Source organism: Streptomyces sp. AB3(2024), from assembly GCF_041862025.1.
Lineage (GTDB): Bacteria > Actinomycetota > Actinomycetes > Streptomycetales > Streptomycetaceae > Streptomyces.
The window spans coordinates 25,415-48,323 of sequence record NZ_JBGWAB010000055.1; the positions used below are offsets into that span (position 1 = coordinate 25,415).

General features: G+C 73.3%; 24 protein-coding genes. 12 read left to right on the forward strand and 12 right to left on the reverse strand.

Annotation, left to right across the window (positions count from 1 at the left end):
- The first annotated feature begins 282 nt into the window (after window positions 1-282).
- Both ACEPPI_RS21665 and ACEPPI_RS21670 read left to right on the forward strand, forming a co-directional pair.
- Entirely contained in the window at window positions 283-612 is a 330-nt protein-coding gene (locus ACEPPI_RS21665) for a hypothetical protein (protein ID WP_373916901.1), read from the forward strand.
- A gap of 119 nt (window positions 613-731) precedes the next feature.
- A complete protein-coding gene (locus ACEPPI_RS21670; RefSeq protein ID WP_373916902.1) occupies window positions 732-1,172 on the forward strand; it encodes an NUDIX hydrolase in 441 nt (146 codons plus the stop codon).
- A gap of 74 nt (window positions 1,173-1,246) precedes the next feature.
- Here the strand turns inward: ACEPPI_RS21670 and ACEPPI_RS21675 are convergent, their stop codons facing one another.
- Window positions 1,247-2,089, reverse strand: coding sequence for a serine protease (locus ACEPPI_RS21675; protein ID WP_373916903.1), 843 nt, complete (start codon window positions 2,087-2,089; stop codon window positions 1,247-1,249).
- A gap of 84 nt (window positions 2,090-2,173) precedes the next feature.
- On the opposite strand from ACEPPI_RS21675, the gene ACEPPI_RS21680 reads away from it, so the two are divergent.
- Complete coding sequence (locus ACEPPI_RS21680; RefSeq protein WP_373916904.1) at window positions 2,174-2,701, forward strand: alpha/beta fold hydrolase; 528 nt, start codon at window positions 2,174-2,176, stop codon at window positions 2,699-2,701.
- A gap of 11 nt (window positions 2,702-2,712) precedes the next feature.
- Window positions 2,713-3,078 (forward strand): alpha/beta fold hydrolase, encoded by a 366-nt coding sequence (locus ACEPPI_RS21685; protein ID WP_373916905.1) that lies wholly within the window; start codon window positions 2,713-2,715, stop codon window positions 3,076-3,078.
- A gap of 16 nt (window positions 3,079-3,094) precedes the next feature.
- Here ACEPPI_RS21685 and ACEPPI_RS21690 read toward each other — a convergent pair whose 3' ends face one another.
- The 3 genes from ACEPPI_RS21690 to ACEPPI_RS21700 all read right to left on the reverse strand — a co-directional run bounded on the left by ACEPPI_RS21690 (window position 3,095) and on the right by ACEPPI_RS21700 (window position 5,065).
- Window positions 3,095-3,511, reverse strand: coding sequence for a PIN domain nuclease (locus tag ACEPPI_RS21690; RefSeq protein ID WP_373916906.1), 417 nt, complete (start codon window positions 3,509-3,511; stop codon window positions 3,095-3,097).
- Entirely contained in the window at window positions 3,508-3,738 is a 231-nt protein-coding gene (locus tag ACEPPI_RS21695; protein ID WP_373916907.1) for a type II toxin-antitoxin system VapB family antitoxin, read from the reverse strand. Before ACEPPI_RS21695 ends, ACEPPI_RS21690 begins: the two co-directional genes overlap by 4 nt.
- 106 nt (window positions 3,739-3,844) lie before the next feature.
- Window positions 3,845-5,065 carry an amidohydrolase family protein gene (locus tag ACEPPI_RS21700; RefSeq protein WP_373916908.1) on the reverse strand — a complete coding sequence of 407 codons (1,221 nt, stop codon included), beginning with the start codon at window positions 5,063-5,065 and terminating at the stop codon, window positions 3,845-3,847.
- A 155-nt stretch (window positions 5,066-5,220) separates the two neighbouring features.
- Between ACEPPI_RS21700 and ACEPPI_RS21705 the strand changes: the two genes are divergently transcribed.
- From ACEPPI_RS21705 to ACEPPI_RS21715, 3 genes are all read left to right on the forward strand, one after another.
- Entirely contained in the window at window positions 5,221-8,298 is a 3,078-nt protein-coding gene (locus ACEPPI_RS21705; protein WP_373916909.1) for a BTAD domain-containing putative transcriptional regulator, read from the forward strand.
- A 218-nt stretch (window positions 8,299-8,516) separates the two neighbouring features.
- Complete coding sequence (locus ACEPPI_RS21710; RefSeq protein ID WP_030236484.1) at window positions 8,517-8,717, forward strand: hypothetical protein; 201 nt, start codon at window positions 8,517-8,519, stop codon at window positions 8,715-8,717.
- Window positions 8,718-9,121: 404 nt separating this feature from the next.
- Complete coding sequence (locus ACEPPI_RS21715) at window positions 9,122-9,856, forward strand: class I SAM-dependent methyltransferase (protein WP_373916910.1); 735 nt, start codon at window positions 9,122-9,124, stop codon at window positions 9,854-9,856.
- Here ACEPPI_RS21715 and ACEPPI_RS21720 read toward each other — a convergent pair whose 3' ends face one another.
- On the reverse strand, window positions 9,857-11,803 hold the full coding sequence (locus tag ACEPPI_RS21720; protein WP_373916911.1) for an exo-alpha-sialidase: 1,947 nt from the start codon (window positions 11,801-11,803) through the stop codon (window positions 9,857-9,859).
- Window positions 11,804-11,982: 179 nt separating this feature from the next.
- Here ACEPPI_RS21720 and ACEPPI_RS21725 point away from each other — a divergent pair, with 179 nt between their 5' ends.
- A complete protein-coding gene (locus ACEPPI_RS21725; RefSeq protein ID WP_373916912.1) occupies window positions 11,983-13,128 on the forward strand; it encodes an alpha/beta hydrolase family protein in 1,146 nt (381 codons plus the stop codon).
- Window positions 13,129-13,149: 21 nt separating this feature from the next.
- Here the strand turns inward: ACEPPI_RS21725 and ACEPPI_RS21730 are convergent, their stop codons facing one another.
- Complete coding sequence (locus ACEPPI_RS21730) at window positions 13,150-14,847, reverse strand: FadD3 family acyl-CoA ligase (protein WP_373916913.1); 1,698 nt, start codon at window positions 14,845-14,847, stop codon at window positions 13,150-13,152.
- 94 nt (window positions 14,848-14,941) lie between these two features.
- Here ACEPPI_RS21730 and ACEPPI_RS21735 point away from each other — a divergent pair, with 94 nt between their 5' ends.
- The 3 genes from ACEPPI_RS21735 to ACEPPI_RS21745 are packed head-to-tail and all read left to right on the forward strand — an operon-like array spanning window position 14,942 to window position 17,329.
- Window positions 14,942-16,093, forward strand: coding sequence for a lipid-transfer protein (locus ACEPPI_RS21735; RefSeq protein WP_373916914.1), 1,152 nt, complete (start codon window positions 14,942-14,944; stop codon window positions 16,091-16,093).
- A gap of 10 nt (window positions 16,094-16,103) precedes the next feature.
- The gene (locus ACEPPI_RS21740) at window positions 16,104-16,556 is read left to right on the forward strand and encodes a Zn-ribbon domain-containing OB-fold protein (RefSeq protein ID WP_373916915.1); all 453 of its coding nucleotides are present in this window, start codon (window positions 16,104-16,106) and stop codon (window positions 16,554-16,556) included.
- Complete coding sequence (locus tag ACEPPI_RS21745) at window positions 16,553-17,329, forward strand: enoyl-CoA hydratase/isomerase family protein (RefSeq protein ID WP_373916916.1); 777 nt, start codon at window positions 16,553-16,555, stop codon at window positions 17,327-17,329. The genes ACEPPI_RS21740 and ACEPPI_RS21745 overlap by 4 nt, the downstream gene beginning before the upstream one ends.
- Here the strand turns inward: ACEPPI_RS21745 and ACEPPI_RS21750 are convergent, their stop codons facing one another.
- Entirely contained in the window at window positions 17,330-17,977 is a 648-nt protein-coding gene (locus tag ACEPPI_RS21750) for a hypothetical protein (protein WP_373916917.1), read from the reverse strand. It lies immediately after the preceding gene.
- A gap of 271 nt (window positions 17,978-18,248) precedes the next feature.
- On the opposite strand from ACEPPI_RS21750, the gene ACEPPI_RS21755 reads away from it, so the two are divergent.
- Window positions 18,249-18,692, forward strand: a complete 444-nt coding sequence (locus ACEPPI_RS21755; RefSeq protein ID WP_373916918.1) for an SRPBCC family protein — start codon at window positions 18,249-18,251, stop codon at window positions 18,690-18,692.
- A gap of 15 nt (window positions 18,693-18,707) precedes the next feature.
- On the opposite strand, the gene ACEPPI_RS21760 is transcribed toward ACEPPI_RS21755, so the two are convergent.
- The 5 genes from ACEPPI_RS21760 to ACEPPI_RS21780 form a co-directional block, all read right to left on the reverse strand.
- Window positions 18,708-18,917, reverse strand: coding sequence for a hypothetical protein (locus ACEPPI_RS21760; protein ID WP_373916919.1), 210 nt, complete (start codon window positions 18,915-18,917; stop codon window positions 18,708-18,710).
- Between the two features lie 94 nt (window positions 18,918-19,011).
- Window positions 19,012-20,217 carry an RNA-guided endonuclease InsQ/TnpB family protein gene (locus tag ACEPPI_RS21765; protein WP_373916920.1) on the reverse strand — a complete coding sequence of 402 codons (1,206 nt, stop codon included), beginning with the start codon at window positions 20,215-20,217 and terminating at the stop codon, window positions 19,012-19,014.
- Window positions 20,218-20,263: 46 nt separating this feature from the next.
- Complete coding sequence (locus ACEPPI_RS21770) at window positions 20,264-20,893, reverse strand: class I SAM-dependent methyltransferase (RefSeq protein WP_373916925.1); 630 nt, start codon at window positions 20,891-20,893, stop codon at window positions 20,264-20,266.
- Window positions 20,894-20,989: 96 nt separating this feature from the next.
- A complete protein-coding gene (locus tag ACEPPI_RS21775) occupies window positions 20,990-21,496 on the reverse strand; it encodes a peptidylprolyl isomerase (RefSeq protein ID WP_373916921.1) in 507 nt (168 codons plus the stop codon).
- Between the two features lie 190 nt (window positions 21,497-21,686).
- Window positions 21,687-22,909, reverse strand: a 1,223-nt coding sequence (locus ACEPPI_RS21780; protein WP_373916922.1) for a PQQ-binding-like beta-propeller repeat protein, incomplete at its 5' end; no start/stop codon positions are given.

The window sequence follows — 22,909 nt, forward strand, 5'->3', positions numbered from 1 at the left end:
CGATCTTCGTTCCCGCCGAACGGGCACCGCGCGGACGCCGCGCGGCTACCCCCGGCGGACCACTCCCCGACGCTGATGCTCCAGGCGGCGCAGGGGACGGAGGGGCGGGGAGGAAGGGAGGCGCAGAAACGATACGGCGGGCGCGCCGGTCGCATGATCAGACGGCAAAGGCCACCTGATCAGGGGAAATGGCGGCCGGAACCGCCTTCCCGGGGCCACGGGGCGATCTACTGGAGGGGCCGGCCGCACGGGGGTGCGGCCGACCGAACAGGAGGATCTGTCATGCGGAAGTCCGCGACCGTGCTCGCCGCCCTCGCCTTCGCCCTCGCGGGGGCCTCACCCGCCAACGCCGCGGTGGACAGCCAGTGCGGTCAGTACATCTGCGTCATGACGGCGCACCACAACCGGTTCGTGCAGGACATCACCGTCCAGACCCGCGACGGCAACCCCGGCGTCCTGCGCGCCTACTGGGGGGAGTTCCGTTCGGGGCGGGTCACCGCCGGCTCCCACCGCTGGAACGTCGGCTACGAACAGGCCGGAGCGAAGCTCGTCTGCGGCGGCCTGGAGCGCGATGGCCGCACCATCGAGGACGGCATCTGCGTCACCCTCTGATTCCTGGCGCGGGCGGGGCCGCTGTGGCCGGTGGGGCGGGCGTGACCGGCCCGTCCCGCCGGTCACGCCGGTCCCGCCGACCTCTCCCGCCCGCCGGGGCCCGGACGTACCCTGAGCTGATGAGAACTCCTCGTCGGGCAGCGCGCATTGTCGTCCTCTCCCCCAGCGGATCGGTGTTCCTGTTCCGGGAGAACAACGTCGAAGTCGGCATCCACTGGCTGCCGCCGGGCGGCGGGATCGATCCCGGCGAAAGTCCCGAGGAGTGCGTGCGGCGCGAGTTGCGCGAGGAGACCGGGTGGACCGACCTGGAGCCGCAGCGGCTGCTGTGCACCTGGGAGCACGACTTCACCCACCAGGGCGTCCCGGTCCGCCAGCACGAGCACATCTACGTCACCACGGGCCCCCGCCGCGAACCGCGCCTCGAAGCCCCGGACATCCACTGGCAGTGGCTCTCCCCGCAGCGCCTCGCCACCCTCGGCGAACCCCTCTGGCCCCCGCGCCTGCCCGAACTCCTCGCCGACACCCCGGCCGAACCGGTCCACCTGGGGCTCCTGACATAGCCCCGGGCGCGGAGGCTCCACCCAGTCGACCGCCCCTGCGCTCCGGGTGGGGCGGGGGTGGGGGTGGGGGTGGGTCAGCGCTTGGCGGTGGCCTTCGCGTAGAGCTGCGCCGCGTAGTCGCCGAGGACTGTGCTCGTGGACACGTCGTCCGTGTCCCCGCCCGTCAGGATGCCGACGATCTTCCCGTCGCGGCCGATCCAGGCGCTGCCGCTGGTGCCGCCCGGGAAGTCGGAGCAGTCGAAGCGCTGTTCCGTCTGGCTGAGGCGGACGGAGACGGCCGTGCAGGTGCGGGGGACCTTGCGGTCGGCGGGGTAGCCCGTGACCGTGACCTCCTCGCCCGCGCGGCCGGAGGTGTCCAGGGGGGCGCCGCCTATGACGTCCTCGATGTTGCGGCCCTTGGCGTCGGGGGCCACGCGGGCGAAGGCGAGGTCGTAGTCGTCGTCCGTGCCGTCGGCCCAGCGCTCGTCCTCGTAGACCTGCTCTATCTTCCAGGTCCCGTACGGGGCGACGCCGTTCGCGTACGCGGGCGCGAAGACCGCACCGCCGTCGCGGGCCTGCTCGCCCTCCATGAGGCAGTGACCGGCGGTGATCAGCAGGTTCTTGCCGGGGCTTCGGACGACGGTGGCGGTGCAGAAGTGATCGCCGTCCAGGCCGCCGGTGAACAGGGCACCGGTGAAGGCGGCGGGCCCGCCGGGCTTGGGGGTCACGGCGGCCGGCGGCGGCGAGGCGAGCTGAGGCTTGGAGGCCTTCGACCGCGAGGGCCCGGTGGGCGAGCCGGACGGCATGGCCGACTTGGCGTGCACGGGAGCGTCGGCCCCGTCGGGTGGCGGCACCAGCTCGGCCACCGCGGCCGAGGCGCCCAAGGCAGCCACCGCACACAGCACCGCCGTCACCACGGTCCGCTTGTCCACCGCCATGATCCCTCCCGCTTCGCCCTCGCGAAGCATGCCCCGGGGGCGGGGCGGGGTGCAAGGGGAGACGGGGGTGGGGGGTGGATCTCGGTGCGCGGCGAGGACCGTGCCAACCCCGTCCTGCTGGAGATCCACGGCGGGCCGGGCGCGGCCAACTCCCCCTACGGGGCCCGCACCCGGTCCTGGGAGAAGCACTTCACCCTGGTGCGCTGGGACATGCGCGGCGCCGGGCTGACCTTCGCGCACGGTGGCGCGGACGGTCAGGGGGAGGTCAGCTTCGAGCGGCTCTACGAGGACGCCGTGGAGGTCACCCGGCACGTTCTGGCGCGGCTGGACGTGGAGCGGGTGGTGCTGATGCCGAACTCCTTCGGCACGGTCTTCGGGCTGCGGCTGGCCCGCAACCACCCCGAGCTGTACTCCGCGTACGTCGGCACCGACCAGAACGCCCAGGAGGCGGGCCGGGACACCTCCGCCTACGACGCCACCCTGGAGCGGCTGCGGCCACGGGGAAGGCCAAGGGCGTGGCCACGGTCGAGGCGATGGGGTCCGACCCCCGCCGGTGGACCCCGTCGCAGCGGTCCTCGTACGACGAGCTGTGCGCGGGCAGCGACCCGCTGACGCTGGACACCGTGAAGAAGGTGATCGTGGGCTCGCTGTGGCTGTCGCCGCTGTACTCGCTCGGGCGGGTGAAGGCCTACTTCAAGGGGCAGGACCTCTCGGAATCCGTCACCGAGGGGACGGGGGGCTTCGACGACTTCGCCGACGGGACCCGTTTCGAGATGCCGTTCTTCGTCTTCCAGGGCGAGCGGGACGTGATCACGCCGGCCACCCGCGCCCGGGAGTTCTTCGACGCGGTCGAGGCGCCGGTGAAGGCGTTCGAGCTGATCGGGGACGCGAGCCACTTCGCGGCGCTGCACCGCCCGGAGCGGTTCCTGGAGCTGCTGCTCCAGCACGTCCGCCCGGCGGTGACGGCCGGGCGGAACGTCGGCGCCTGAGCGGCCGGCCCGGGGGTCAGTCCGCCGTGCCCGGGGGTACGACCCACCGCGTCGGCTGGCCCGTGACCTTGGCGATCATGTCGTAGTCGCCGTCGTAGTGCAGCACGGTCGCCCCGTGACGCTCGGCGGTCGCCGCGATGATCAGGTCCGGGAGGGACACCGCTTTCCAGTTGCCCGCCACGATGAGCTGCTCCTGCACCCGCAGGGCCCGGTCCCACGCCTCGTCCGGCGTCGAGAGCCAGGCGAAGGCCCCCAACCCCGCACGGACCCGGTCGGCGTCCGACTTGGAGCGGGCGCTGTAGAGAACCTCCAACTCCACCGCACCGCACACGGCGAGCACTCCCGCCGTGTGCAGCGGGTCGATAACGGCGCGCACGGCCGGCTCGGGGTACCGCGCGAGGGCGGACTTGTCGATCAGGAAGCGCCCGGTCATGCCGCCCTGTCCTGGACGTGATCACCCTCGACCGCGGACGGCTCGACCGGACCCGTCAGGTCCGGCAGTCCACCCTCGGCGAGCCAGTTCAGGAACTCTTCCCGCTTGCGCCGGTTCACGACGTCCTGAAGGGCCGCGTTGACGGTGGCGACCTTCGTCTTCGTCCCGAAGAGCTCGGCGGCCTCCGCCAGCAGGGCGTCGTCCACATCGATCACGGTTCTGGCCATGCGGGACCTCCTCAGCGCGGGGCGACCTGCCCTCGCCACACTTAAGCGATATCAAAATCAACCACAAGAGATATCGTTTCTGCTGCCCAGGAGCCCCGCCACCCCCTCACGCCCCCGCCCAGAGCCCCTCCCCCGTGAGCCCCAGCAGGTCGATCGCGTTGCCGCGCACGATCCGGTCGACCACGTCCGGCGCCAGGTGGCCCATCTGGGATTCGCCCACCTCCCGGGACTTCGGCCAGGTGGAGTCCGAGTGGGGGTAGTCGGTCTCGTAGAGGACGTTGCCGACCCCGATCGCGTCCAGGTTCCGCAGGCCGAACGCGTCGTCGAAGAAGCAGCCGAAGACGTGCTCGGCGAAGAGCTCCGACGGCGGGCGGTGGACCTTGTCGGCGACGCCGCCCCAGCCCCGGTTCTCCTCCCAGACCACGTTCGCGCGCTCCAGGATGTACGGGATCCAGCCGATCTGGCCCTCCGCGTACATGATCTTCAGGTTCGGGAAGCGTTCGAACTTGCCGCTCATCAGCCAGTCGACCATCGAGAAGCAGCAGTTGGCGAAGGTGATGGTGGACCCCACGGCCGGCGGGGCGTCCGCCGAGGTGGAGGGCATCCGCGACGAGGAGCCGATGTGCATGGCGATGACCGTGCCGGTCTCGTCGCAGGCCCGGAGGAAGGGGTCCCAGTCGTCGGTGTGGATCGACGGCAGCCCCAGGTGCGGCGGTATCTCGGAGAACGCGACCGCCCGGACCCCGCGCGCCGCGTTGCGGCGGACCTCGGCGGCGGCGAGGCGGGCGTCCCAGAGGGGGACGAGGGTGAGCGGGATGAGCCGGCCCCTCGCCTCGGGGCCGCACCACTCCTCCACCATCCAGTCGTTGTAGGCCCGCACCCCGAGCAGTCCGAGCTCGCGGTCCTTGGCCTCGGTGAAGGTCTGGCCGCAGAAGCGCGGGAAGGTGGGGAAACAGAGGGCGGACTGGACGTGGTTGACGTCCATGTCGGCGAGACGCTCGGGAACCGAGAAGGAGCCCGGGCGCATCTGCTCGTAGGTGATGACTTCCAGTTTGATCTCGTCGCGGTCGTACCCGACCGCGGTGTCGAGGCGGGTGAGCGGCCGGTGCAGGTCCTCGTACACCCACCAGTCGCCGATCGGGCCGTCGTCCCCCTTGGACCCCATGACGGGGGCGAACTTCCCGCCGAGGAAGGTCATTTCCTTGAGGGGGGCCCGGACGATCCGTGGCCCGGTGTCGCGGTACTTCGACGGGAGCCGGTCCCGCCAGACGTGAGGGGGCTCCACCGTGTGGTCGTCCACCGAGATGATCTTCGGGAAGGTCTCCATGCCTTCCACGGTAGCGTTGATCTGACGAACCGTCAGCTATCTGTCCCACACTCGCCGTTGTGACGAGGAGTGACCGCCTCCGCTGCGGGCTGACGTGTGCGTGCAAGACAGGGCAGACTGACCCTTAAACCGACGGAAGGCAGGGGGGACGACAGATGGACGGCATACCGGCCATCCCGCACCAGCGGAACCACCCCGAGGCAGCCCGGTCCCGGAACTCCGCAGACGCGCCCGCAGCCCCCGAGCCCCCCGCCCCTCCCGAGACCCCGGCCCAGGCCCCCGCGACCCCGGCCGCCGCGGAGCCCCCGCACGCCCCACGGCCCCCGGAGCCCTCCCCCGCCGACAACCGGTTCGCCGTCCTCGGCCCCGTCCGCGCCTGGCGCGGCCCCGAGGCGCTGCCCTCCGGCAGCCCCCAGCAGCGCGCCCTGCTCGCCGTACTGCTGCTGCGCGACGGCCGCACCGCGACCGCCCCCGAGCTGATCGACGCCATCTGGGGCGAGGACCCGCCCCCGCAGGCCCTGGCCACCATCCGCACGTACGCCTCCCGGCTGCGCAAGGTGCTCCACCCCGGACTGCTCGTCAGCGACGCCGGTGGCTACGCGATCCGGCTGCGCCACCAGGAGGCCCTCGACCTCGGCATCGCCCGCAGCCTCGCCGCCGACGCCGAAACGGCCCGCTCCGCCGGCGACCGGGCCCTGGCCCGCACCCTCCTCGCCCGCACCCTGGACCTCTGGGACGGCGAACCCCTCGCCGGAGTCCCCGGCCCGCACGCCGACACCGAGCGGACCCGCCTCGCCGAATGGCGCCTCCAGCTGCTGGAGACCCGCCTCGACCTGGACCTGGAGGTCGGCCACCACGCCGAGGCCGTCTCCGAGCTCACCGCCCTCACCGCCGCCCACCCCCTGCGGGAGCGGCTGCGCGAACTGCTGATGCTGGCCCTGTACCGCAGCGGCCGCCAGGCCGAGGCCCTCGCCGTGTACGCCGACACCCGCCGCCTCCTCGCCGACGAGCTGGGCGTCGACCCGCGGCCCGAACTCTCCGCCCTCCAGCAGCGCATCCTGAACGCCGACGCCGAACTCGCCCGCGCCGAGGACCCCGCCACCCCCGCCGCCCCCGCACCCGTAAGGCCCGCGCAATTGCCCGCCACCGTCCCGGACTTCACCGGCCGCGCCCCCTTCGTCAGCGAGCTCGGGGAGATCCTCGCGGGCGCCGGGGGACAGGTCATGGCCGTCTCGGCGCTCGCGGGCATAGGCGGAGTCGGCAAGACCACCCTCGCCGTGCACGTCGCGCACGCCGCCCGGCCCCACTTCCCCGACGGCCAGCTCTACGCCGACCTCCAGGGCACCGACCCCCGCCCCGTGCAGCCCGAGGCCGTCCTCGGCTCCTTCCTGCGCGCCCTCGGCACCCCCGACAGCGCGATCCCCGACTCGGCCGCCGACCGGGCCGCCCTCTACCGCACGGTCCTCGACGGCCGCCGCGTCCTGGTGCTGCTCGACAACGCCCGCGACGCCGCCCAGGTCCGTCCGCTGCTGCCCGGCACCGCGGGCTGCGCCGCCCTCGTCACCAGCCGGGTCCGGATGTCGGGCCTCGCCGGGGCCCATCTCGTCGACCTCGACGTGATGAGCCCCGAGGAGGCCCTGCAGCTGTTCACCCGCATCGTCGGCGCCGAGCGGGTCGGCGCCGAACGCCAGGCCGCCCTCGACGTCGTCGGCGCCTGCGGGTTCCTGCCGCTCGCCATCCGCATCGCCGCCTCCCGGCTCGCCGCCCGCCGCACCTGGACCGTCTCCGTCCTCGCCGCCAAACTCGCCGACGAACGCCGCCGCCTCGACGAGCTCCAGGCCGGCGACCTCGCCGTCAAGGCCACCTTCGAGCTGGGCTACGGCCAGCTGGAGCCCGCCCAGCAGCGCGCCTTCCGCCTCCTCGGCCTCGCCGACGGCCCCGACATCTCCCTCTCCGCCGCGGCCGCCGTCCTGGACCTGCCCGAGCAAGACACCGAGGACCTCCTCGAAGCTTTAGTCGACTGCTCCCTCCTCGAATCGGCCGCGCCCGGCCGCTACCGCTTCCACGACCTCGTCCGCCTCTACGCGCGTGCCTGCGCCGAACGCGACGAGCAGCCCTCCCAGGGGCAGGACGCCGCCCTCGACCGGCTCCTCGACTTCTACCTGGCCACCGCCTCCCGGGTGTACGCCGTCGAGCGTCCCGGCGACCGGCTCCCGGCCCACCTCTCCCCCACCCGCCACCCCGGCCTGGTCCTGACCGAGCCCCGCGCCGCCCTGGACTGGCTGTTCGCCGAGGCCGACCCGCTGCTGGCCTGCGTACGGCAGGCGGCCGGGCGGCCCGCCGCGCTGCGCCGGGCCGTGGACCTGCTGTGGGCGGCCAAGGACCTCGCCGAGTCGGGAGCCAACTCCAAGCAGTACGAGTCCGCCGCGCTGACCCTGCGCGAGGCCGCGCGGGCGGCGAAGGACCCGCGGGCCGAGGGCCGCGCCCGGACCGCGCTCACCATGGTCCACCTCGTCGCGGGCCGCTTCGCCGAGGGCGACGAGGAGGCCCGCCAGGCCATGGACCTGGCCCGCGAGGCGGGCGACCCGCTGCCCAGCTGCTGGGCGCCCAACGACCGCGGGATCATCGCCCTCTACCAGGGCCGGTACCGCGACGGCGAGCGCTACCTGCTGGAGGCCATCGAGAACTTCCGGGCCGACGCGAACTTCATCGGCGAGGCCAGCGCCCTGTGCAACCTCTCCCGGATCCACGTCGAGCTGGGCCGCCTGCCCAGCGCCATCGACCTGGCGCAGCAGGGCATCGCCATCTACGACCGGATGGGCCTGACCCTGCGCCTGGCCAACGGCCGCTACGCCCTGGGCATCGCGCTGACCCAGGCCGGACGGCTGCGCGAGGCGCTGACCCAGCTCGGGGAGGCGCTGTCGCTGTTCCACGACAACCGCCAGCCCCTGTGGGAGGGCGTGACGCACTTCCGGCTCGCCGAGGCGCACCTGGCGGCCCGGCGGCCCACCCTGGCCGCCAAGCACGCCGAGCAGGCGATCGCGCTGCGCGGGATCGGCGGGGAGTGGCGCCGGGCGACGGTGCTGACCGTGCTGGGCAAGGCGCTGCGGCGGCTCGGCCAGCCGGACCGGGCGCAGGCCTGCTGGCGGGACGCGGAGACGGTGTTCACGCAGCTGGGTTCGTCCGAACTGGCCGAGGTACAGGCCCTGCTGGCGGCGGAACTGGCCGCCTGAAGGGGGCGGACGCGGGTCCCGGACCGGAGCCGGACCGGGCCAGGGCCGGACCCGGGCCGGATGGACGGGCGCGTTCATCGTTCGTTTATCGCCACCCGCCACGATGGATGCATCGACCCGGTACGTCGGGGGGACACCCGGGCCGGCTGGAGGACTACCCGTTCGGCGGTCCGCGGGGGAATCGCCGAACGGGCCCGACTCATCCATCAGGAGATCCGATGACGACGAACGAGAACAGCCTGCCGCTCGACGGCGACATCAGACCGCTCGACAACCACGCTTCGGGCGTCGAGATCAATCCTCTGGATCCGCTCGACCCTCCGGCGCCGAAGCAGCCGGGTGAGAAGCCGCTCGACAACCACGCCTCGGGCGAGGACATCGTGACAATGGACAACCACGCGTCCGGCTCCCTCCCGTAGCAGCACCGGCCTTCGGGCAGCACGGCACGACGTACGGGGGAAACGTACGGGGGACCCGCGGGCGGGCGTACAGGGGGAACGTACGGGGGCCGCTCGCGGGACGTACGGGGGAAACGTACGGGGGACGTACGGGGGATCCTCCCCCGAGGGGACGTACGGGGGACGTACGGGGGACCCGCGGGGGAAGACGTACGGGGGAGCAATACGGGGGAACGGCGGCCGCGGTGGCCAGGAGGGGGACCACCGCGGCCGTCGCACGTCCGCGGCCGGGCGGGGTGGCGGGCCGGCCGGAATCCGGCCCGGAGGGGATGATCCCTGCCGCACGGCGGCAGAACGGCACTTCCGGGACGGCGGACCCTCCCGGAAACCGGCCCCCGCGGCCCGCCGGTGACTACGCTGGCAGCGTGTTCACCTCCCAGGGCCCGAGCCTGCGCGAACTGGCCGTCCAGGCCCTCTCCTCCGTCGAGCACGGCTATGACCTGCTCGCCCCGAAGTTCGACCACACCCCGTTCCGCACCCCGGACCGGATGCTCGACGCCGTCGAGGAGGCCCTCGCCCAGCGGGAGGGTTCCTTCTCCGACGGCCTCGACCTGTGCTGCGGCACCGGCGCGGGCCTGCCGATGCTGCGCCGCCTGTGCCGGGAGCGGGTCACCGGGGTCGACCTCAGTACGGGCATGCTCGCCGAGGCCGCGCGCCGCCACCCCGAGGGGGTCGACCTCCTGCGAGGCGACGCGCTGGCGCTGCCGGAGGCGCTCACGGACTCGTACGACCTGGCGGTGAGCTTCGGGGCCTTCGGGCACTTCCTGCCGGCCGAGCGGCCCGCCCTCTTCGCGGGCGTGCACCGGGCGCTGCGGCCCGGCGGCATTTTCGCCTTCCCGGTGGGCGCCCCGATCCCGCTCTCCTCGCCCCTGTGGTGGGCGGTGGCCGGGTTCGACGCGGCGATGCGGGTGCGCAACGCCGTGTGGCGGCCGCCCTTCGTCATGTACTACCGCACCTTCCCGCTGGGCCCCGTCCGCGCGGACCTGGCGGCGGCGGGCTTCGGTGTGGAGACGGTCCCGCTGGAGCACTTCGGGTACCGGGAGGACGGCAGCCCGCGGTGGCGCCTGCTGCTGGCACGGAAGTCCGGCACGGCCGGCTGATCACCGGATCCCGTCGAAGGCGAGCCGGACCCGCTCCTGGTCGGTGACGTCGCTGCCGTCGCGCAGCCGGGCCGTGTCGTTGCCGGACAGGGCCCGCCCGTAGATCCGTACGTCGTCCAGGGCGCCCGCGTAGAAGGCCTTGTAGTCGGGCTGCGTGCCGATGTGGATCGTGAAGGCTCCGGTGGGCCGGAAGTCGGGGCGGCCGGGACCCAGCGGCGCGGTGGCGGCCCGTGCGCCGTCCACGGACAGTTCGAGGCGGTCGCCCTCGCGCTGGAAGACCACGTGGTGCCAGGCGTCGTCGTCGGTCCGGGTTGCGGTGGCCACGGAGACGGGCCCCGTCCCGTCGTTGACGGTGGCTTCGAGGCGGCCGGTCTCCGGGTCGGCCTCGATGCGGATCTGCCTGGCGGCCGGGCCCTGGCCGTAGGCCCACAGCAGCGGCTGGCGCAGGCCGCTCTCCCGGTCCTGGCCGCGGGTCTTGTACTTGACCCAGGTGGCGACGGCGAAGTCCCCGTCGCCCACGCGCAGGGCGTCCGGGCAGTCGGTCAGGCGCAGGAAGTCGTCCTTGCCGTCGAAGCGCATGGTCTTGCCGCCGTCCGGCCGGTTGCCGAGGCGGGGCGCGCCGTGGACGACGGCGTCGTGGTGGCCCGCGCTGGTGTCGGGGGTGTGCCGGGGGGTGAGGTCCTCGGCGGCGGCGTGCAGTTCCCGGGGGCCGAAGGCGGTGAACTTGATGTAGCCGTGCGGGGTGCCGTTGGCGGTCTCGTAGAGCATGCCGATCCGGCCGCCGGGCAGGACGGCCATGTCGGAGTAGCCGGCGCGTTCGCGCAGGACGACGGCGCCGCTCTTGGACCAGGTGCGTCCGCCGTCCTCGGAGGTGCGTACGGCCAGGGTCCAGCGGTCGGAGAACTCGGCGCCGGGACGGCTGGGCGCCGACAGCAGGAGGGGGCCGCCGGGCAGTTGGAGGAGGGAGCCGGAGGCGGGCGGTGCGATCAGCCCGGTGACGGGTTGGAAGCCGGGGGCGGGGAAGGCGGGGGCGGCGGCGTCGTCGACGAGGGCGGCGATGCGGTGGTCGTCGGTGCCGCAGGTGGCGGTGGAGCGGGCGTTGACGTAGATCCGGCCGTCGGGGAGCTGGGTGAGGGCGGGTTCGTTGGGGGCGGGGGTGCCCTCGGGGGCGCCCCAGCGGGCGCCGGCCTGCCAGGTGAGGCCGCCGTCGTCGCTGTAGAGGAGCTGGGCTCCGGATTCGTTGGACTCGGTGCGGTAGTCGGCGCCGACGACGAGCCGGCCGGGGCGGTCGGGGCGGGTCGGGGTGAGCTGGATGCCGTGCCCGGGACCGACCGAGACCCAGGCCCAGTCGGTGCCCTTGAGCTGGGGCTGCGGGGCGGGTTCGGTGCTCCAGTGGGCGCCGTCGTCGGTGCTGTGGGCCAGGCGCAGTTCGCGGGGGCCGCGGACGCGGTTGCCGGCGGCGTCGGGGGCCCAGGTGCTGTAGGCGTAGAGGAGGGAGATCCGGCCGGAGGAGGAGTCGACGACCGGGGCGGGGTTTCCGTAGGCGCCGGGGTCGTCGTGGCCGCGGATGACCTCCATGGGGCCCCAGGTACGGCCTTCGTCGGTGGAGCGCTTCATGACGAGGTCGATGTCGCCGATGTCGTTGCAACTCGCGGTGCGGGCCTCGGCGATGGCCAGCAAGGTGCCGTCCTTGGTGGTGGTGAGGGTGGGGATGCGGTAGCAGTCGTAGCCCTCGGTGAAGGCGCTGAAGGGCGCGGACACGGCGGCGGTCAGCCCGCGGCGGCCGCGCCCGCCGCCGTCGTCGCCCTGACCGTCCGGGCCGGCGGGCGTGTCGGGCAGGAGGGCGAGGAGCAGGACCACGGCGAGGGCGGCGACGGTCCCGGCCGCCGCCCACAGCCGGGCCCGGGGACCCCGGGGGATTCGGACAACCGGCTGGTTCGCGCTCACCCGTGCAGGCTAACGCGGGTGCGATCACCACAAGCACCCCGGGGATGTCACCCCGGGGATGTACGGCCGGCACGGACGTAGATCCCCGGGCCGATGGCAGCCGCGTCCGCCCGCCCTAGCGTTCGAGGTGCCGGCCCGGACCGGGCCGGACTGAACGGAACACGGACGGAGAGCACGCGATGCGACGCAGGGTACTGATGGGTGCGGCCGTTGCCGCCTTGCTGGCGGGCACGTTCGCCACCACGGCCGCCCACGCCGACACCCCGGCGGCGCAGCCGGCCGCGGACGCCCTGACGTTGCCCGCGCCCTCCGGGCACCAGCCGGTCGGCAGGACGACGCTCCACCTGAGGGACGAGGGCCGGCCCGACCCCTGGGTGCCGACGGAGAAGCGGGAGCTGATGCTCTCCCTCTGGTACCCGGCCGCCGCCCCCTCGGGCACGCCCGCGCCGTACATGACGTCCGGGGAGTCCGAGCGGTACGCCGAATCCACCGGACTGGGCCTGCCGAAGGACCTGTTCACCAAGGTGGCGGCCCATGCGACCGTGGACGCCCGGCCGGCGCGGGTGCGCGGCGGACTGCCCCTGGTCATCCTGTCGCCCGGTTTCGGCATGCCGCGCGCCATCCTCACGGGCCTGGCCGAGGAGCTGGCGAGCCGCGGCTATGCGGTCGCCGGGATCGGGCACAACTACGAGGCCGACGGCATCACCTTCCCCGACGGGCACACGACCTCCTGCGTGGCGTGCCGGGTGGAGGACCGGGACAGGGTCTTGGAGAAGGTTGCCGCCGTCCGCGCCGACGACATCTCCTTCGTGATCGACGAGCTGACCGGGAAGCGGGCGGCCCGGGACCGCGGCGTGGCCCTCGACCCTGACCGGATCGCCGTCGTCGGGCACTCGGCGGGCGGTTTCAGCACCGTCCCGGCCATGCTGAAGGACCCCCGGGTCAAGGCGGGGGTCAACATGGACGGCAACTTCCGCTTCCCGGACCACGAAACGCCGGTGAACCGGCCGCTGCTGATGCTGGGCAACCCCGGCCACGTACCCGGCGGCCAGGACGGCACCTGGGACGCGACCTGGAAGCAGTTCACCGGCTGGAAGCGATGGCTGAGCGTCGACGACACCCAGCACCTCTCCTTCACCGACCTGGCGCCGCTGGCCAAGCAGCTCGGCGGCGGGCCCGTCCAGAGGCTGGACGGCGACCGCGTCGACACCATCACCCGCGGCTACGTGGCCGCGTTCGTCGACACCCACCTGCGGGGAAGGAACGCCCCGCTGCTGGACGGCCCGTCGGCCGGCTTCCCGGAGGTCCGCTTCCACCGGCCGTAGGGCGGGGTGCGCCGCCGCGGTCTACCGGCGGGACCTGAGTTCGGTCTTGAGGACCTTGCCGCTCGCGTTGCGCGGGAGGCCGGAGACGAACTCCACCTCCCTGGGCACCTTGTAGTTGGCCATCTCCCGGCGGGACCAGGCGATCAGGTCGTCGGCGGTGAGGGTGGAGCCGGGGCGCCGGACCGCGTACGCCTTGCCGACCTCGCCCAGGCGGGGGTCGGGGATGCCGACGACGGCGACGTCGGCGATGTCCGGGTGCAGACCGAGGAGCTGCTCGATCTCGGCGGGATAGGCGTTGAAGCCGCCGACGATGAACATGTCCTTGATCCGGTCGGTGATGCGCAGGTTGCCGTCCGCGTCGAGGACGCCGACGTCGCCGGTGCGCAGCCAGCCGTCGGGGGTGACGGCGCCGGCGGTGCCGTCCGGGTCCTCGAAGTAGCCCTGCATCACGTGGTGTCCGCTGACCCACACCTCGCCGGGGGTGCCGTCGGGCCGTGCGGTGCCGTCGGGGGCGGCGATCCTCAGGCGGGTGTCGGGGATGGGGCGTCCGGAGGTCTCGGAGACGACCTCGGCCGGGTCGCCCCGGCGGCACATGGTGACGATGCCGCTGGCCTCGGAGAGCCCGTAGGCGGTGAGCACGGTGGCGATGTGCAGTTCGGCGCGGAGCCGCTCGACGAGCCGGAGGGGGACGACGGCCGCCCCGGTGACGACCAGGCGCAGGGCCGACAGGTCGTGTTGGTCGCGCTGGGGGTGGTCGAGGAGGGACTGGTGGAGGGTGGGCGGGCCGGGGAGTACGGAGATCCGCTCGGCGGCGACGTTGGCGAGGACGGTGTCCACGTTGAAGACGGGCTGCGGGACCATCGTGGCGCCGCGCATCAGGCAGGCGATGATCCCGGCCTTGTAGCCGAAGGTGTGGAAGAACGGGTTGACGATGAGGTAGCGGTCGCCCTCGCGCAGGCCCGCGAGTTCGCTCCAGACGGCGTAGCAGCGCAGGGTCTGGGCGTGGGTGATGACGGCGCCCTTGGGGCTGCCGGTGGTGCCCGAGGTGTAGATGATGTCGGAGGGGGCGTCGGACGGTATCGCCTCGGCGCGGGTGCGGACGGCCCCGGCGGGGACGGCGTCGCCGTCGGCGAGGAAGTCCTTCCAGGTGCGGAAGTCCTCGGGGGCGTCGTCGGCGAGGACCACGACCTGTTCCAGGTGCGGCAGGCCGGGCAGGGGTCCGGTGCCGGCGCCTTCGGCGGCGGCTCGGCGCAGGGAGGCGACGTAGGACGTGCCGAGGAAGGTGCCGGTGACGAAGAGCAGGCGGGCGCGGCTGCGCTGGAGCACGTGGGCGGCTTCGGTGCCCTTGAAGCGGGTGTTGAGGGGGACGAGCACCGCGCCCGCGCTCACGGCGCCGAGGGCGCAGACGATCCAGTCGAGGGTGTTGGGCGCCCAGACGGCGACGCGGTCGCCGGGTTCGACGCCGGCGGCGAGGCAGGCGGCGGCGGCGCGTTCGACCCGTTCGCCGAGCTGGGCGTAGTCGAGGCGCAGGCGTCCGTCGACGACGGCTTCCCGGTCGCCGTAGCGGGTGGCGGCGTCCCGGACGAGGCCGGCGATGGTGCCCCAGCGGAGGTCGCCACGGGGGTCGGGGGCGTCGACGCGGCCTCCTCCCCCGGCCTCGGCCGCCGCCCCGGCCCCCCGGTCGTGCCCGAACCCCTCCGCGCCCGCGACTTCGTCCATCGCCCGCCCCTCCCCGCGATCCCAGTAGCTGACTATCCGTCAGATTAGCTGTAGCCTTCGCGGCTGTCAGTACTGGCACACCCCGGAGGTGGCGATGGCGGCAACGCTCAAGGACGCTACGGCAATCGTCGGCATCGGCCAGACCGCCTTTGCCAAACAACTGCCCGCGTCCGAAAAGGAATTGGCCTGCCGCGCCATCCTCGCGGCGCTCACCGACGCCGGCATCGCCCCCGCCGAGGTGGACGCCTTCGCCTCCTACACCATGGAGGAGACCGACGAGGTCGAGGTCGCCAAGGCGATAGGCGCCGGCGACGTCACCTTCTTCTCCAAGGTCGGCTACGGCGGCGGCGGCTCCTGCGCCACCGTCGGCCACCTCGCCGCCGCCGTCGCCACCGGCCAGGCCACCGTCGGCGTCGCCTGGCGCTCCCGCAAACGCGGCTCCGGCCCCCGCCCCTGGAAGAACACCGCCGTCCAGCTCCCCACCCCCGGCCAGTGGACCCGCCCCTTCGGCCTGCTGCGCCCCGCCGACGAGATCGGCATGCTGGCCCGCCGCTACATGCACGAGTACGGCGCCACCCGCGACCACCTCTTCAACGTGGCGATGGCCTGCCGCAACCGGGCCAACGAGAACCCGGCCGCGATGATGTACGAACGCCCGCTGACCCGCGAGATGTACATGACCTCCCGCATGATCAGCGAGCCGCTCTGCCTCTTCGACAACTGCCTGGAGACGGACGGCGCCCTGGCCTGCGTGATCGTCTCCGCCGAGCGGGCCCGCGACTGCCGGCAGAAACCCGTCTACGTGCACTCCGTCGCCCAGGGCCTGCCCGCCCAGCACCACGGGATGGTCAACTACTGGAACGACGACCCCCTCTCCGGCCCCGCCTGGACCGCCGCCCGCCACCTGTGGAAGCAGGCCGACTTCGGCCCCCAGGACGTCGACGTCGCCCAGATCTACGACGCCTTCACCCCCCTGATCCCGCTCTCCCTGGAGGGCTACGGCTTCTGCGGACGCGGCGAGGGCGCGGCCTTCACCGAGGGCGGCGCCCTGGAGATGGGCGGCCGGCTCCCGATCAACACCGGCGGCGGCGGCCTCTCCGAGGCCTACGTGCACGGCTTCAACCTGATCAACGAGGGCGTCAAGCAGCTGCGCGGCATCTCCACCGCCCAGGTGCCCGACGCCGCGACCTGCCTGGTGACGGCGGGCGAGGGTGTCCCGACGTCCGCGATCCTGCTGCGAGCCTGAGGAGCCGACCATGACGACGACCGCGCCCGCCGACGGGCTGCTCCTGCCCGTCCCCGACGAGGACGGCGCCCCCTTCTGGGAGTACGCCGCCCGGGGCGAACTGCGGATCCAGGCCTGCACCGCCTGCGGCCGCCTGCGGTTCCCGCCCCGCCCCTGCTGCCCGCACTGCCAGTCCTTCGAGAGCGAGTGGCGCCCGATGAGCGGGCGGGGCCGGATCTGGTCCTACGTACGGCCGCACCCCCCGCTGCTGCCCGCGTACGCCGCGCAGGCCCCGTACAACGTCATCCTCGTGGAGCTCGCCGAGGCCCCCGGGATCCGGCTCGCCGGGAACCTGGTCACTTCCGCCGACGCGCCGCTGGACTCGGTGGACCCGGCCCGGCTGCGCATCGGGGCCAGGGTCCAGGTCGTCTTCACCGAGATCGGCGGGGTGAGCGTGCCGCGCTGGATCCTGGAGAAGCCGTGACGGTACGGGTGGAGCGGGAGAAGGGGGCCGGGGTCGCCGTCGTCACCCTGGACCGGGAGCACCGGCACAACGCCATCGACCTGGACACCGCGGCCGAACTGGTGTCGGTGTGGCGGGAGTTCCGCTCGGACGAGGACGTACGGGCGGTGGTGCTCACGGGCGCGGGGACGGCCGCTTTCTGCACCGGGATCGACCGCTCGGCGCGGGTGCCGCAGCCCTCCTCCCCGTACTCGGTGGACGACCCGCTGCTCGGCATCGGGCCGAAGTCCTGCGACCTGTGGAAGCCGGTGATCGCCGCGGTCAACGGCATGGCCTGCGGCGGGGCCTTCTACCTGCTGGGCGAGGCAGAGTTCATCGTGTCCTCCACCGGGGCCACCTACTTCGACCCGCACACCTCCTACGGCATGGTCAGCGCCTACGAGGCCGTGTACATGGCGCAGCGCATGCCCTTCGGGGAGGCCGCCCGGATGTCCCTGATGGGCACGGCGGAACGGCTCTCCGCGCGGCGGGCCCACGAGATCGGCCTCGTCTCGGAGCTGGCGGAACCGGGGGAACTGCTGGAGGCGGCGCTGCGGTCGGCGCGGACGCTGGCCGGGTTCCCGACGGAGGCCGTGCAGGGCACGGTGCGGGCGCTGTGGTCGGCGAAGCGGGCCGCGCTGGCGCAGGCCCTGGACCAGGCGCCGGCGCTGATCGCCCTGGGGAACCTGCCGCCGGAGCGGCAGGCCGAGCTCTTCGGGTCCCGGCGGGCGGGGGCGGGGTTCCGGCTGCGCTGATCAGGGGCGGGAGGTGGCGCCGGCCTTGCCCGTGGTCTTCGGCCCGGGCTTCGGGGTGGACTTGGAGCCGGACGTGACCGTTCCGGACCCGGAGGTGGGAGCGGGGCCGTTCGTGGCGCCGGGCGTGGCGCTCGCGTCCGGGACCACGTGCACGGAGCTGATCCGGCACGCCGCCACGGCGCCGGCCCGGGCCCGGTTCTTCATGGAGATGACGGTCCTGCCGGTCCCGCGCGCCGGCAGGGCGATCCTGCCGGAGGTGGTCTCGATGACGGCCCCGCCCGCTTCCTCGCGGTACATGGACACCTCGAAGGTGGCCGCCCGGTCGAGGAGGGAGGTCACCTCGATGGTGGTGGACGGGTCGCTCACGTCACCGCAGGAGATCAGGGTGGTCGTGGCGGGGGGTCCGGTGGGCGAGGGCGAGGCGGCCGGGGTGGCGTCGGTGCCGCCGCCGTAGTTCTTCTTGGTGGTCTTGCTGCTGCTGGTCTTACCGCTGGTCTTTCCCGTGCCGGAGCTCTTCGAGCTGGAGCAGCCGCCCCCGCCGCTGCTGTTCCCGCTGCTCCCGCCATGGGTGGAGAACCCGGTCAGGCTCAGGACCACCACCGCGAGCACCGTGCCGAACCTGATGCGGCGTGCCGTTCCAGCCAGCATGATGTGGACCCTCCCCCTGAGACCGATGGCGGGCCACGCTATCAAGCCCGGCCCGGACCGGTTCGAACGCCCGCCCGACGTATCGGCACACACCCACCCAACAACCGGAGCGACTTTCTCCACTCTCTGCGCCACCAGCGAAGACGTCCCCGAGAGGCACCTCCCCACCCCGGAAACCGTGGTTCCATCCCGGGACACCCGAATCCGGCGGCACCCGCACGTCCCCGCGTCCCTTCGGTGAGCACCGACCACCACGAGGAGCACGGCACCAGTGCGCACCATCGCCACCGAGATCACCATCGACGCGACGCCCGAAGAGGTCTGGGCGACGCTGATCGACCTGCCCCGCTACTGCATCTGGAACCCGTACATCCGCCAGGCCGTCGGCGAGGCGGTGCCCGGCACCCGGCTGGAGCTGACGGCGTACCCGGAGTCGGGGAAGCCGACCACCTTCCGGCCGACCGTCCTGCTGGTCGCGCGCAACGTCGAGTTCCGCTGGGCCCGCCGCCTCCCGGTCCGCGGGCTGTTCGACCGCCAGCACTACTTCCGCCTCGCCGAGGGCCCGAACCGCAGCACCCGCCTGGAACACGGCGAACGCTTCCGCGGCCTCCTCGTCCCCTTCCGCACCAAGACCCTGAATGCCACCGCCCGCGACCTCACGAGGATGAACGAGGCCCTGCGCACCCGCGTGGAATCGGCCCGCAGCGCCCGGTAACGGCGGCGGCTACGGCTACGCCACCGTGGCCGCGGCGAGCATGTGCGAGCTCGCGGCGAGCAGATCGGGGTGCGGCTCGGCCAGCCGGGCCGCCGCCAGCGCGGCCTCGAACAGCCTCGATTCCGCCAGCCCCTCCCCGCCGTGCTGTTCGGCCGCCTTCAGCGCGGACCAGGCCGGGCCCTCGACGCCGTACACGACCGGCGCCCGGAGACCGGCCTCGCGCATCTCCCCGTGCAGACTCTCGCCGGTGTGGAAGTAGGCGCTGTTGAAACCTCCCCTCCCTGAACGGAGGGGATTCCTAGCTCACTTTGCCTGGCACCTAGCAGGTGGCGGGTCTTACAAGATCAGTACTAGCCGGGTTGAGACCAGCCCGGACGAGCATCACGCGGGCGGAGTTCTTGTCCCTGGGGGACACTGCTCCGCACGCGGTGCACGTATACGTTCTCTCGGAGAGGGGGAGTGCGTGCTTGGCTCTCGCTCCGCACTGCGCGCAGTCCATGGTGGTGTGCGCGGGGTGGACAAGGTGCACGGTCTTGCCGTATTTGCGGGCCATCTCGATCAGCGCCGCCTTGACGGCGCCGATCGCGGCGTCGGCCGCTTTGCGGGCCAGGGTGGACTTCGCAAGGAACCGCGGGCGGAAGTCTTCGACGGCGAGGTGGTCGAAGTCCCGTACAACCTGTCTGGCCCACTTGCGGCCGGTGTCCTGCCGCTGCCGGGCGATCTTCTTCGACACCTTCGCCGCAGCCTTGCGGGCCCTCTTGTATCCGGTGGTGTCGGGCCGGTTCTTCGGCGTCTTCCGGCGGGCCATCATCCGCTGGTAGCGGGCCAGCTTCACGGCGGCTGACCTGCCGTGCTCGGCGTGCGGGAGGTCGTGGTCGTCGGAGGTGGTGGTCGCGGTCTCCTTGACGCCCCAGTCGACTCCGATCACCCGGCCCGTGGCAGGCAGCGGGACGGCCTCGGTGGCGACGACGAACGAGGCGTACCAATGCCCGAGGCTGTCCCGGTAGACCCGCACCGAACTGGGTGCGGACGGAAGATCACGCGACCACACCACCGACAGGGCGATCCCGCCTGCCAGGTGCAGGTGACCGTCCCGCACCCGGAACCCGCGGGTGGTGTAGTTCAGCGACGGCAGCGCCTCGCGCTTGCGCTTGATGCGGGGCATCCCGGCACGTTGCTTGACGGGCGCCTTCCCCTTGACGTCTTTGAGGGCCTTGGCGCGGGACTTCGCGAAGTCCCGGATGATCTGCTGCTGAGGAACCGAAGAACCCTCGCGCAGCCAGCCCGTCGACCGGCGGGCCTCGGTAAGCATCTTGTCGAGCTGCGCCGGACCGCACGTGATCTTCTCGACGGCACTCTTGTTGAGCCGGTGGACCTTGCGGGACATCGCCACGCACTCGTTCCACACCCAACGGCACCGCGCCCACTCCCCTTCCAGGGCAGCCCGCGCGGCGGACGACACTCGAAGCCGGAAGGTGTACCGGGCATGCCCGCCACCATCAGCTCTCGACCCTGCCGTCGTCATGCTCCACAACCTAACGCCCGCCACTGACAACGGAAGAGAGTGCAGGTCAGAGCAAATATGCAACGAACTCCGCCACTTCGCGGCTCCCGCTCGCGAGGACGTCGGCGACGGCGTCCCGCACCGCACCGATCGCCAGCCTGGTCGTGGCAACGTGCTCGAAGAGGGACGCGTACCGCCCGATGGCGGCGGCCGCGACGGTCCCGCCGGGACGGACGACGCGGGCGGCTTCGCGCAGCGCCCGGATCCGGCCGGCGCGGTCGATGAGGTGGTACAGCGGCCCCAGGACGAGCGCTACGTCGTACGAGTCGTCTGCCGCCGCCAGCGCGCGGGCGTCACCGATCACACTCCGGAATCCAGCGGCCGTGGCCTCCTCGACATGGCGCGGCACGGGGTCGACGAGGTCGACGTCGTACCCGTCCCGGGTGAGCCACCGGGCGTGCGCGCCGGGGCCGGCCCCGATCTCGATGATCCGGGCGGGGCGGCGGGAAGATGACGCCTCAGCAGCTCTTGGGTACTGACCATTTCGAGCACTCCGTCCGCGCTGGTGCTCAGCCGGTCGGATTCGTCGATCGTCTCGCTGCAGAAGGCCATGATCTCTGGGCCAACGGAGTATGCGGGCATGCCCCCGATTCGCGGCGCCGACCGCGCGGCGCGGTACCCGCGCAAAGGGGCCGATCCGGCCGCGAAGGGGCGCGTGCCCGAGCGGGCGGACGGGGAACGGCGACGGCCCCGGCCCCCCGTGAAGGGGGCGGGGCCGGCCGGAAGGGGTGGGTCAGGCGGCGGCGACGACGCCGGAGGCCGAGATCTCGACCTTGCCCTTGGGGGCGCCGGACTGGGAGCCCAGGGCCTCGATCTGGTCGACCAGGGCCTGGCCCTCGACGACCTCGCCGAAGACGACGTGCTTGCCGTCGAGCCACGGGGTGACGACGGTGGTGATGAAGAACTGCGAGCCGTTGGTGTTGCGGCCGGCGTTCGCCATCGACAGCAGGTACGGACGGTCGTGCTTCAGGGTGAAGTTCTCGTCGGCGAACTTCTCGCCGTAGATGCTCTTGCCGCCGGTGCCGTTGTGGTTGGTGAAGTCGCCACCCTGCAGCATGAACTGCGGGATGACGCGGTGGAAGCCGGAGCCGGCGTAGCCGAAGCCGTTCTGGCCGGTGGCCAGCTCGCGGAAGTTGCGCGCGGTCTGCGGGACGACATCGTCGAACAGGTTGAAGACGATGCGGCCGGCCGGGGCGCCGTTGATGGTGATGTCGAAGAAGACGTTGCTCATGGGGTCCATCCTGTCACTCCTGGTGCCCTGCGCTACCTGGAGGGGGGGGGGGGGGGGGGGGGGGGGGGGGGGGGGGGGGGGGGGGGGGGGGGGGGGGGGGGGGGGGGGGGGGGGGGGGGGGGGGGGGGGGGGGGGGGGGGGGGGGGGGGGGGCCCCCCCCCCCCCCCCCCCCCCCCCCCCCCCCCCCCCGCGACCGAGGTCAGGAGGACGTACGCGTGCCCGTGCCCTTGGCCGCGTCCAGGGCGTAGACGCAGCGGTCCTTGCTGCACGCGTAGACCACGCCCGCCTCCGCGACCGGGGCTCCGGTGATCTCGCCGCCCGTGGCCAGCTTCCAGCGGAGCTGGCCGCCCGCCGCGTCCAGGGTGTAGAGGCAGTGGTCGGCGGAGCCGAAGTGGACCCGGCCGTCCGCGACCGCCGGGGATCCGGTGATCTCGCCTCCCGCCGCGAACCGCCACTTCGGGGTGCCGGTGACCGCGTCGAGGGTGTACAGGGCGCTGCCCGCGCCCAGGTGCACGTTGCCCGCCGCGATCAGCACCGGGTCCGCCGCCGGGCGCGGCTCGGTGGCGATGCGCCAGCGGTCCTTGCCGGTGGCGGCGTCCAGGGCGTAGACGGTGCCCAGGTAGTCGGCGAGGTAGACCCCGCCGCCCGTGACGGCCGGGCCGGGGGCGAAGGCCGGGGGCGCCAGGAAGACGGCCGGGGCCTCGAAGTGCCAGCGGACCCGGCCGGAGGCCCGGTCGACGGACAGGACGCGGGTGCCGGCGCTGACGTAGACGTTGCCGTCGGGGGCCGGGGCGACGCGGACGGGGACGTTGCCGCAGGAGGCCGCGTCGCCGACCGGGTAGGACCAGGCCTCCTGGCCGGAGCGGGCGTCGAGGGCGCGCAGCCGGGCGTCCTGCCAGACGTAGACGGTGCCGTCCTGCAGGACGGGGGCCGCCTCCGGGGTCTCGAAGTCGCACTGCGCGCCGGTCAGCTCCCACAGCTTCTGGCCGTTGGAGGCCTCCCAGCCCTGTACGCCGCCGCCGCGCGTGGCGGTGATGACGGTGCCCCGCTCGGCGCGCAGGGCGTACACCCAGGCGTCGGTGGACAGCCGCCACCGCTCGGAGCCGTCGGTGGCGTCGAGGGCGTAGAGGGAGGGGCCGTCGGAGGCGTGGATGCGGCCGTCGGCCACGGCCATGGACCAGGCGACGTCGCGCGTCTTGAACTGGCGGCGGCCACTGCCTACGTCCAGGGCGTGCACCTCGAAGGAGGTGACGTAGAGCAGGTCGCCCGCGACGGTCGGGGTGCCCCACACCTCGTTGGACATGCGGAAGCGCCACGGGCGCCAGCGGCCGCTGTCCGGGGACGGCCCGGGGGCCGGCACCGAGGCCGAGGAGGCGGGCGCCTGCGCGGCGGCGGCCGGGGTGCCCGCGGGCGGCCGGACCC